General features: G+C 45.4%; 12 protein-coding genes and 1 rRNA gene. 1 reads left to right on the forward strand and 12 read right to left on the reverse strand.

All coding sequences use genetic code 11. The features are described from left to right. From Q384_RS09535 to phaR, 11 genes are all read right to left on the reverse strand, one after another. Positions 1 to 66: ribosomal RNA gene (locus tag Q384_RS09535) — 16S ribosomal RNA — on the reverse strand; the annotation flags it as partial. A 340-nt stretch (positions 67 to 406) separates the two neighbouring features. Further along, positions 407 to 2548 (reverse strand): YccS family putative transporter, encoded by a 2142-nt coding sequence (yccS, locus tag Q384_RS09540; RefSeq protein ID WP_037587449.1) that lies wholly within the window; start codon positions 2546 to 2548, stop codon positions 407 to 409. Next, a complete protein-coding gene (locus tag Q384_RS09545) occupies positions 2545 to 3210 on the reverse strand; it encodes an HAD family hydrolase (protein WP_037587452.1) in 666 nt (221 codons plus the stop codon). Before Q384_RS09545 ends, yccS begins: the two co-directional genes overlap by 4 nt. Positions 3211 to 3246: 36 nt before the next feature. Next, positions 3247 to 3585 carry an AzlD domain-containing protein gene (locus Q384_RS09550; RefSeq protein ID WP_037587455.1) on the reverse strand — a complete coding sequence of 113 codons (339 nt, stop codon included), beginning with the start codon at positions 3583 to 3585 and terminating at the stop codon, positions 3247 to 3249. Next, positions 3582 to 4295, reverse strand: coding sequence for an AzlC family ABC transporter permease (locus Q384_RS09555; protein WP_051940847.1), 714 nt, complete (start codon positions 4293 to 4295; stop codon positions 3582 to 3584). The genes Q384_RS09550 and Q384_RS09555 overlap by 4 nt, the downstream gene beginning before the upstream one ends. A 145-nt stretch (positions 4296 to 4440) precedes the next feature. Then, on the reverse strand, positions 4441 to 5595 hold the full coding sequence (argE, locus tag Q384_RS09560; protein WP_037587458.1) for an acetylornithine deacetylase: 1155 nt from the start codon (positions 5593 to 5595) through the stop codon (positions 4441 to 4443). 208 nt (positions 5596 to 5803) lie between these two features. Then, positions 5804 to 6940: a M14 family metallopeptidase gene (locus tag Q384_RS09565; protein WP_037587460.1), complete on the reverse strand. Its 1137-nt coding sequence runs from the start codon at positions 6938 to 6940 to the stop codon at positions 5804 to 5806. A 57-nt stretch (positions 6941 to 6997) separates the two neighbouring features. Further along, the gene (gene lepB / locus Q384_RS09570) at positions 6998 to 7978 is read right to left on the reverse strand and encodes a signal peptidase I (RefSeq protein ID WP_037587462.1); all 981 of its coding nucleotides are present in this window, start codon (positions 7976 to 7978) and stop codon (positions 6998 to 7000) included. Next, positions 7979 to 9772 (reverse strand): translation elongation factor 4, encoded by a 1794-nt coding sequence (gene lepA, locus Q384_RS09575; RefSeq protein WP_037587464.1) that lies wholly within the window; start codon positions 9770 to 9772, stop codon positions 7979 to 7981. 183 nt (positions 9773 to 9955) lie between these two features. After that, positions 9956 to 10207, reverse strand: a complete 252-nt coding sequence (locus tag Q384_RS09580) for a glutaredoxin family protein (RefSeq protein ID WP_037587466.1) — start codon at positions 10205 to 10207, stop codon at positions 9956 to 9958. Between the two features lie 2 nt (positions 10208 to 10209). Next, positions 10210 to 10677, reverse strand: coding sequence for a polyhydroxyalkanoate synthesis repressor PhaR (phaR, locus tag Q384_RS09585; RefSeq protein WP_037587468.1), 468 nt, complete (start codon positions 10675 to 10677; stop codon positions 10210 to 10212). A gap of 84 nt (positions 10678 to 10761) precedes the next feature. On the opposite strand from phaR, the gene Q384_RS09590 reads away from it, so the two are divergent. Then, positions 10762 to 11031, forward strand: coding sequence for a hypothetical protein (locus Q384_RS09590; protein ID WP_037587469.1), 270 nt, complete (start codon positions 10762 to 10764; stop codon positions 11029 to 11031). Here the strand turns inward: Q384_RS09590 and Q384_RS13400 are convergent. After that, the coding region (locus Q384_RS13400) for an ISAs1 family transposase (protein ID WP_156956533.1) at positions 11014 to 11347 on the reverse strand (334 nt) is incomplete at its 5' end. The genes Q384_RS09590 and Q384_RS13400 overlap by 18 nt on opposite strands.

Genomic DNA, 11347 nt, shown 5'->3' on the forward strand with positions numbered 1-11347 from the left:
TTCGACTTGCATGTGTAAAGCATGCCGCCAGCGTTCAATCTGAGCCAGGATCAAACTCTTATGTTTAATCTCAGCTTGTTTCCTTAAGCCGTGTCTTTCAACACAACTTAAGCTGGTCTGATTCAAAGAAATTGACAAGTCTTGATATTAAGTTAAACTTAATTCTTTTCTTGTCTTCTCGAATTCAGTGTGGGCTTCTGTTGCACCCACACTTATCGGTAATCTGTTTTGTTAAAGAGCGTTGCTTCCGCTTGGGTTTTACACTAAACTAGTATGTTCAGCGGTGTTTCCTTGTCGCTTCAGCGAAGAAAGCGAACTATACGTACCTTCGAGTTAACCGTCAAGCCGTTTGGCAAAAAAATTTTCTATGTTTTTTTAAAACGGCTGTTTTTATTGGTATTTGTTTTTAACCATTCGCTTGCTTACTCAATAAAATATTCGCATAAAGTTGCAGCTTCTCACTGATGCGCTTGAGTTGTGCCCATACAATTTGTTTGTTGGCGTGATCATTTTCATCATCAGGCTTAATTGCTTGCACCGATTCTGCCAATCTGTTTAAGGTTGCCTGAACATCTTGTGTTTCTGAAAAATTTTGTGTCATTACTTGAATACTCTGCGCACCTGCATCAAAAAAACGCGGCCAAAACCCGCTGCCATGATGTTGCCGTCTTTCTTCGTCCATGCGATGGCGAAATGTGCCTAATGTGGAAATACTGCTGATTAGTGCATAATTCAGTTGCAATAAAGTAAATGCTGTCGGCAATTGCTGTTGATACTTTTTCGGTTCAATGGACATATTGGATACGGTGTTACTTAATGCTGCCGCATTTTCATGCGCCGTGCGCCGTGCCAATCGATACGCAACATCATCTTTGCTGCCTGATGCCATTTGCGCCAGCACTTGCCGAAGATAAGCAGCATTGCCTTGCAAAGCGCGCATGGCGGTTTTACTTAAGGTTAAATAACGCCAATCCGGCCATAAATAAGAGACGGCACACCATGCAATCCCACTGCCCAGTAAAGTATCCAAAATGCGCGGATAAATCGTCTCTTGGGTATTTAAGCCCATCATGCCAAATCCGACCAACACTTGAATCGTAATAAAGAAAGTGGAAAAACCATAACGTCGTCGGCGCAATACCAAAAACAAAGTAGTGGAAATAACTGTAATCAATAACTTACCCTCAAAAGAGGGAATAATGTACACCAAAGCAGAACCCACCAGCACACCCAAAACAGTTCCCCATACACGCTGTTTCAGGCGCGTGGTGGTGGCGGAATAATTGGGCTGACACACCAGCAGTGCGGTCATTAAAATCCAATAACCCATGTGCAGCTGAAACAAGGTTACTACCACACAAATCAGTGCAGACATCATTGACATGCGCACAGCATGACGGAAAACAGATGATTCAAAATTCAGGTGTTTACGCAATGTGGGAATAATGTCGCGCAGATTGTCCACATCTTGACCGGCAATGGTTTCGTCAATTTCGTTGGTCTTTTTAACATTAAGTTTAATGTTTTCCAGCCTTTGCAATTGTTCGCTGACTGACAGAATATTGTCTAGAATTTGCTGTAAATACGGGGTATTTTTTGCAGTACCATGTTCAAGCAAATACACGGAAAATGCGCGCTTTAAGCCGTGTTCGGCTCGTGTCAAAAGAGAATCGTGAATGTAGCCGGCGTGTCGGTGCAATGCTTCGCCGACATTGCGGCATGCCTGCGCCTGCAACACAATTAACCGTTGAATCCGATAGAGTAAATCGCTGTGTGCCAATTGGTTCGCCAGCTCGCTGTATTCCGTATGACGCGAGCTGATCCGTTCATGAATATTTTGGATTGCCAAATAGTATTGCAATAAAAAAATGGTTCGTGCGTGGCGATGCTGACTGCGTAAACGGTAAAATAAAGTGCTGCGGCATTGGTTAAAAGCAGCCGTTACCGCCGCGTTGCTCATTGCCAGTTTGATTTCTTTTTCGTGCAAAAAATCGGCTTCATCGGGGTCAAAAAATTGGGCTTTAATCATCATATAATCTGCCAACTTTCGACATGCCTCTGCCAAACTTTCCTGCGCCGGATAATGCGGAAACAAGATATGCAAGCAAATGGTGCATAAAGTGTAAAGTAAAGTGCCGCACACCAGCATCATCGGATTCAAATACCAGACTAAATCAAGACGATAAGTCATTGCCGTGTAGAGCATTACCAATAAAGTACCAAACGTAATGGTACGGTAGCGCACATCAATCACACCCGCCATGGTAACGCAAAATGCAGCAAACACCATCAACGCAGCAAACAGCCACGGGAAAGGCAAAGCCAATTGCACGGCAAGCGATGCCAATGAAAAATGCAGCAAAGTAAAAAATAAATTGCGCAGCCGCCCGGTAAAACGATCGTCTAATTCCACCAAGCCACCGGCGATAATGCCTAAAAATAAAGCAGTGCTTTCGTGCAAAGCGTGGTTGTACCATACCCACAGCGCTGCCAAAGTACTGCTGATTAACACCGGCAAAAATGAAAGATAAGCGGTTTTGATTTTCATGCGGTTTTGATGCCGGGTAAATTTAACACATCAGCCGCTGATGCCAACATTTTCTCTGCCTGCCACGTTTCAATCCGATCATCTTTTGCCAAATAACCCCACAATGCCAATGCCGTGTGCATACCTGCGTTATTACCTGCCTGAATATCGCGTTCGGCATCACCCACATACCAGCAATTTTTCGGTGAAACATTCATTTGTTCACACGCATAAAACATAGGCTTGGTACTGGGCTTTGGCTCAGTGGTGGTGTCGCCGCTGACCACCACTGACGGTGCACTTGCAAAATGTAATTGCGGTACAAGGCGATGCGTAAACGAATGCGGTTTATTGGTGATGATGCCCCAAGCAATCCCGCGCTGCGTTAATACCGATAACATTTCATTCACACCGTCAAACAACACGGTTTTATCGGCAAATCCATTTTCATATTCTGCCAAATATGCTGCCCGCCATACCTTGTGTTCTGAGTGTGCTGTCTCAATACCTGCGCCCAGCCGTATCAAACCATTGGCACCGTGGCTGGCAATCGGACGAATTTCGTCCATGCTTTTTTCAGGCAGCCCTTTGCGTTTCAATAAACGATTCAGTGCGCCGCCCAAATCCAAAGCGGTATCGGCAAGTGTGCCGTCCAAATCAAATAACACCGCTTGAATATTCATAATCAACCCATTTAATAAAATATTGCGCCGCTGTTTTCAGGCAACCTGAAACCAATACAACACCAAATTCAAAGCGGCAACGCCCACAATCATGCTAATGAACACATTGCGCCAATACCGATAACTCACCAGCACCAACATCAAAGCCGACACTTGCGCCGCCAACAAGCCGTTCTCTGCGTTCAGCGGCGTTTGCCAATGCAAACCGGTTAATACCAATAAAGTCATCACACACAAAGGCAAGGCAAAATTCAGTGCATTAAGCAAAGTAGATTTCAGCCAGATTTTCGGCAGCATCGTTGGTGCGGCACGCAGTAAAAAGGTTATCAAACCCATTGCCAGCACGCTCACCAGCCACAGCATATTTTGACTCATGTTTTTATACACCAATACCGTGCGGCAATACCCACCACACACAAACCAACCGCAGTTAATAACATATATTGCTCCGTCAGCAACTGTGCCAACAGTAAAGACACGGCTGCCAGCACACAAGGCCAAAATACCCGTTTGCTTTGGTATTGTTCATACGCCAAAATCACAAATAAACACGTTAAAGCAAAATCCAAATGCGGTATCAATTCATTCAGCCCCGCACCTACGGCAATACCAATTATGGTGGCGCTAAACCAATAAAGCTGATTCAAACCCACAATCGGCGCAAACAGCGGACGGCGATAATGTTCAGGCAGCGTGGTCAGTACCGAAAAACTTTCATCGGTGAGTGCGAACAAAGCATAAGCGCGTTCAGCACGGTTTAAAGGCAAAGACGGCAGCAGCGGCAGTGCATAAAAAATATGGCGCAGGTTGATCACCAAAGTATTCAGCGTTAATACAGCAAACCCCGCCCCCGAAGCCAGCAGCGGAATTGCCGCATACTGCGCCGCTCCCGAATACAGCACCACGCTCAATAATAAAGTCAGCCAAACCGGCAGATGCGCGGCACTTGCCAACACCCCAAAAGCAATACCCGCCGGATAGTAGCCCATCGCAACCGGTGCAGTGTATTTCAACGCCAAGCCAAACCGCTGCTTGAAATTCAAACCAAGCTGGCTGTCATGATTGTTTTCTAAAGGAATCTTCATATGTTAATAACGGCTATTTACATGCTTATAAAATAATTTCAGGCAGCCTGAAACCGATGTTCACCTGTACACGCGAAATTTTATTTTTTTAAATTAACCGATTGATAAAGCAATCGGCGGCAAGGCAGCAGCAAGCAAAACAGTGTTAATTCAATCCGCCAACCAAGCCGCGCAAGAAACGATCACACCGCATCAACTGAGCCAATGTTACATACTCATTGGCTTTGTGCGCTTGGCGAATATCCCCGGGTCCGCAAATAACTGTCTGTATCCCGGCTGCCTGAAACTGCCCGCCTTCGGTGGCATAAGCCGCTTTTGCCTGCTGTTTATCGTCAAGCAATTGTTTGATTAGTGCGTGTAACCGTTCATTATCACTGCCATTGAGTGCCGGCACACTCTCGCGCCCGACCAATTCAATACCGCATTGTGCATCTGCCAAGCGCATTGTCGGATTCAATACCTCATCAATATAACGCCGTATCGGCATCAATACTTCTTCGACACTCATGTGCGGCAAATTGCGATAGTCAAACTCAAATTCGCACTCATTGGGAATAATATTTACCGCCGTGCCGCCGCGAATCACACCCGTTGATAAAGTGGCAAACGGGACATCAAAAGCCGCATCGGTATCCATACGCTGTTGCAGCTGCTCTGCCAACTGATTGATATACACAATCAATTTTGCAGCATATTCAATTGCATTAACGCCCTGCGGCGTTAATGAAGAATGTGCACTTTTACCGCGCACACGGCAACAAAACGTGTGTATGCCTTTGTGTGCCGTAATCATGCGCATTGATGTTGGTTCACCCACAATGCAATATTGCGGATTTAAGCCGCGTTTTTGCAATTCTGCCAGCATCAGCGGTGCGCCCAAACAGCCGACTTCCTCGTCATACGACAACGCAATGTGAATCGGTTCACGCTGATTGGCTGCCTGAAAAAACGGCACAGCCGCCAACACGCAGGCGATAAAGCCTTTCATATCACAACTGCCGCGCCCATAGACGCAGCCACCACGGATTTGTGCCGAAAAAGGATTGCTGTACCAATCTTGCCCGTCGGTCGGCACCACATCGGTGTGCCCCGACAACACCATACCGCCGTTGGTTTGTCCGTTTTTGCCCGGCAAAGTAACAAATAAATTCGCCTTATTGCCGTCGGCATTTTTCGTGAGCCACGGCGACAAACCCGCGCTGACCAAATAATCGGCAACATATTCAATCAAAGCCAAATTACTGTTGCGGCTCACGGTATCAAACGCAATTAATTTTTCCAGCCAAGCCACCGTATCCATGCGGTTTTCTCTGAAGATTTCGGAAACAAATGCACATTATAGCCAAACCACAAAACAGCTCATACACGCAACTTAGATCATGGCAGAGACAACAACCGTGTGCACATGAATCTGTCATGTGCACACAGCAAGACACAAAAGCGGCATCAAAAGGCACAAAAGGAGAAGCCTCTTTATCATTGAAGGCTTCACCTTTGTTTAGTTGACTTTATTCAGCGCGCAAATGCGGCAGCACATCTAAAATCGGACTGAGTATCGCCTCGCCCATACGCAACGACCGCTGACCATTCCAACCAAAATCATCATCGGGCCAATTGTGATTGTCGATAAACGGCATTTCCAAAGTGTATGCCAAACAATGAAAAGTTTCGCCGACATAGGCGGTTGCCATACTTAAGTTGGCTTTACCGATTTCATCTTTGTCGTATCCGTGTTCGTCTTGAAAATCAGGACAGGCTGTCTGAAATGCGGTTTTGAAGCGACTTTCTAAATCGGCAATGCGTTTGTTATACGACGGCACACCTTCTGTTCCCGCCACAAACACAAATGGAATGGCTTCATCACCGTGTATATCCAAAAATAAATCCACGCCGATTTCACGCATTTTTTCACGCACCACATACACTTCAGGGCTGTATTCCATCGTGGGATTGAGCCATTCTCGGTTGAGATTGGCACCGGCGGCATTGGTGCGCAAATTACCCAGCACCGAACCGTCGGGGTTCATATTGGGAACAACATAAAAAGTGGCACGATCAAGCAAAGCGCGAGCGGTGGGGTCTTGAGAATCCAGCAAACGGTTTAAGAAGCCTTCAATAAACCATTCCGCCATGGTTTCTCCCGGGTGCTGACGGGCAATCACCCAAATTTTCAAGTCGCTGGCGGCTTGATTGCCAATGGTGAGCAAATTCATATCGCGCCCTTGCACGGTGCTGCCCAAATCGTCCACATGGCACAAACCGCTGCCTTGCGCTTCACCAATGAGATTTAGGTGTTGCTCATAGCTGTACGGTTCAAAATAAGCGTAATACACACTGTTGGATAAAGGCGTGTGGCTGATGCTCAATACACCGTTTTCCAATTCGGTCGGCACTCGAAACCAATTAACGCGGTCATAAGAACACACGGCTTGATAATCTTGCCAAGCATGAGGATAGGCGGATTCGGTGATATTGGTAAAACGCATCACCAAATCTCGATAAGCCGCGCCCTGTACACGAAAGTAAAACCATTGCCGAAAATCGGCGGCATTGTCTTTGGGCAATTTAAGCAAGATATTAGCGGGGTCGGCAGCATCAATTACTTCAATATTGCCGCCGTCGAATTTTGCACTGATTTTAAGCATGATATTTCACCTCTGCGGCTGCCTGAAAACCAATTTATTTTCAGGCAACCACTGATATTATTGAATATGAGTACCGATTCTGCTCATTTCCAGCGGATTGAGCCACACCAAAAACGCTTTGCCGACAATGAGTTTATCGTCCACAAAACCCCAATAACGGCTGTCTTCACTGTTATCACGGTTGTCGCCCATCATAAAGTAATGCCCTTCAGGAACGGTACAACGAAAACCCGAACCGCTGTCGGCATATTGGCATTGGTCGCGAAAAGGAAAATTGGTGCGTACACCTTGTGCAATCACCGAGGGCTGATGAGGCATCACCAGCACCGAAAACATTTTGCCGTCAAGATTTTCTCGGTATTGCTCTGCACTGATATTTACTTCACCCACGCCCGTACTCTCAGGATAATTGTATTCTTCCGGTATTAATTTATCGTTTACTGCTTTGCCATTAATGCTTAATTTTTTATCTTTGTATTCAACCACATCACCGCCCACACCAATCACGCGTTTGATGTAATTCACTGCCGGTTTTTCAGGGTAATTAAACACCACCACATCACCGCGTTCCACATGACCAACGGGAATCAGCACCGTGTTGGCTATCGGCAAACGAATGCCATAAGCAAATTTATTCACCAGAATAAAATCGCCCACCACCAAACCCGGGCGCATGGAGCTGGAGGGAATTTGAAATGGCTCGGCAATGAAAGAGCGCAGAATAAATACCACCAAAATAATCGGGAAAAAGCCGCTCATATAATCTGTAAAATGGTTGTTGTCTTGGGCATTGTTTTTTTTCAAACTGATTTTATGAATCAGCCATATCACACCGGTTACCACCACAAAAATCAGTAGCACGGCAGTAAAACTCATGAATTGCGACAACACACCAAAAATGCCGACCATCATCAGCAAGTATGCCCATTGCAAGCCGCCGCCCCATTCGCCGCTTTCTTCACGCTGTTTGCTGCTGACAGCAAACAACACCACACCACCAACAAATATAATCAATGAAATTAAAAACATAGCTGACATTTATTTATCTCCTACCTGCAAAATTGCCAAGAACGCAGATTGCGGAATCTCCACATTACCCACTTGTTTCATGCGTTTTTTACCGGCTTTTTGTTTTTCCAATAATTTTTTCTTGCGGGTAATGTCGCCGCCATAACATTTTGCCAATACATTTTTGCGCAAGGCTTTAACATTTTCACGGGCGATGATTTGCCCGCCAATAGCTGCCTGAACCGCAATATCAAACATTTGGCGCGGAATCAATTCACGCATTTTTGCCGCCAATTCACGGCCGCGATGCACGGCATTGGCGCGATGCACGATTAAGCTCAACGCATCAACTTTTTCCCCGTTCACCATAATATCCAATTTAATCAAATCGGCTGCCTGAAATTCTTTAAATTCATAGTCCAAAGACGCATAGCCGCGTGAAGTGGATTTGAGTTTATCAAAAAAATCCATCACCACTTCATTCATCGGCAAATCATAAGTCAGCATCACTTGCCGCCCCATATACTGCATATTGCGCTGAATGCCGCGTTTTTGGTTGCACAGCATCATCACCGAGCCCACATAATCTTGCGGCGTCAGAATAGTGGCAGTAATCATCGGTTCAAAAATGGTATCAATCGTGCCGATATCCGGTAATTTAGACGGGTTTTCCACCTCTATGCGCTGCCCGTTTTTCAACAAAACTTGATAAACCACCGTGGGTGCGGTGGTAATCAAATCCATGTCAAACTCACGCTCCAGCCGCTCTTGAACAATTTCCAAATGCAGCAAACCCAAAAAGCCGCAGCGGAAACCAAAGCCCAATGCCTGCGACACTTCAGGTTCAAATTTCAGCGAAGCATCATTTAATTGCAGTTTTTCCAAAGCATCGCGCAAGGCTTCGTAATCATGGCTTTCCACCGGATACAAGCCCGCAAACACCCGTGATTGAATGTCTTTGAAACCATGCAAAGGTTCAGCCGCGGGATTTTTTACCAAAGTAACGGTATCGCCTACCTTGGCAGAACCCAATTCTTTAATACCGGTAATCAAGAAACCCACTTCACCCGCGCTCAATGTTTCTTTCGGCACGGATTTCGGTGTAAACACACCCAATTGTTCCACCAAAGTTTCGGCGCGGGTTGCCATGAACCGTACTTTGTCTTTGAGACTGATGACGCCGTCCGCTACCCGAATCAGCATCACCACACCAACATAATTATCAAACCAAGAGTCAATAACCAGAGCCTTTAACGGCGCATTTTCATCACCTCTCGGCGGCGGTACTTTGCGTACCAAATCTTCCAGCACATCTTCGATTCCTTCGCCGCTTTTGGCAGAAGCACGCACGGCATCAACCGCTTCAATACCGATGATGTCTTCAATCTCCTGAATCACCCGTTCCGGCTCAGCAGAAGGCAAGTCAATTTTATTCAGCACGGGAATAACTTCTACCCCAAGCTCAATCGCGGTATAACAATTGGCAACCGTTTGCGCTTCCACGCCTTGAGATGCGTCCACCACCAATAAAGCACCTTCACAAGCGGAAAGTGAGCGCGAAACTTCATAGGAAAAATCCACATGCCCAGGCGTGTCAATCAGATTGAGTAAATATGTCTCTCCATCGCGGGCACGGTATTGCAAGGCGGCAGTTTGCGCCTTGATGGTAATGCCGCGCTCTTTTTCAATATCCATTGAATCCAATACCTGCGCACTCATTTCACGGTTATCCAAGCCGCCGCAATACTGAATAAAGCGGTCTGCCAGCGTGGACTTGCCGTGGTCAATGTGGGCAATAATGGAAAAGTTCCGAATGTGTTTCATGTGTGTCTTAGTATTAACCATTTGTATTTTAAATTTGACAACAATCAAGCTCGCTGCCGTTTTACTCGATTCATGTCCGCACAATATTCATGTCATGGATGCAATAACTTTCAGGCAGCCTTAAGGCTGCCTGAAAACATAAATCCGAGTGAAAACGATTGATTATTCTAGCCGAGAAATGCTTTATTTGCCAGACAAAGCCGATAACAACGCTTTTTCGTCCAAATACCAATGACAAATTTCCGCATCATTCAACAACAGCACCGGCACCAATTCGTTATAGCGTGCTTCCAATTGCGCATCGCTGTCCACATCAATAACCGTTAATTCAAATTGATATTGTGTTTGATAAACGTGCAAAGCCGCCAACATTTTATGGCACAAGCTGCAATACTCACGCGACATCAAAGTAAAATGCAAAGGGTGTTCAGTCATCTTTAATCATCCGATTTTTCCGATTGCTGCCAAAAATTCAATGTTTGCTGCTGCAGCTGTTTTTGCCATTCGGCAAACAAATTGGCACTCGTTCCGAAAGAAAAAGGCGCAAGCCACGCCGCCGGATTGGCGTTATCAACGCCTAAACTTTTCTGCCATTCATGAAAAATGTGCATATTTTGTTCTAAAAACGGCGCAAACAGGCTTTGTGTCGCATGCCCGTAAAGCCGAATTAACTGACACAAAACAGCATCATTAAATAAAGGTGAACTACCCGCTTCTTCTTCCAGCAAAATTTGCAACAATACCTGCCGCGTTAAATCATCGTCCGTTTTGGCATCAACCACCGCCACATCCACGTATGCCAAAATCATCTGCCGCACATCAGCAAGGGTGATATAGGCACTGCGGGTTGTATCATACAGACGGCGGTTTGGATACTTTTTGATTACGTGTTTAACGGCATTCATTGTGCGGGCATTCGGAAAGAATTGAATTAAAAATGCGAAGTGTAACGGTGAACACCCCAATACTGCAAAACAAACAATCAAATATTGACAGCAAATACTTTTTTTTTCACTGATAACGATGCGCCCACCGATACCGATTATCCGACTGAATATTTCCAATTCACCGATAACGTTACCAACTTTAAACAATTGCCGCATTTAATTAAAAAAGCCAAATCTCAAAATACCACACCGAAAATCGGTTCAATAATCAATACACAAACCGCTGTCAAAGACAATCCGATTATTTTCAGGCTGCCTGAAATGCACTTGATGCAGGGCAATCGCATGAAAGATTTAACACAGTTTCAGTAGTTGCTCACGGTAATTATCAGAGGTAGCCGCCAGTAATCGCTGTACTTTAATGCCACCTTTGCGCTTCACAGGTGATAGGCGGATTAGGTTAAGAGATATGCGGTGTAATATGGCCAAGTTATGAGCAGCGAAGCCATTTCTGGCTCGCATTTGATCATCTTTAAAAGCAATATCCATGCACCAATGCAAACTGTTTTCAATGCGCCAATGCAGGCGTATGACGTGATTCAACAATTCGGCATTGTTTGATAAGCTGCTGATATATAATCGTTGTTCATAGGTTGTTTTTCCATTGATTGTTCGTTCGCTGCATACT

This window comes from Stenoxybacter acetivorans DSM 19021 (assembly GCF_000745895.1).
Classification (GTDB): domain Bacteria; phylum Pseudomonadota; class Gammaproteobacteria; order Burkholderiales; family Neisseriaceae; genus Stenoxybacter; species Stenoxybacter acetivorans.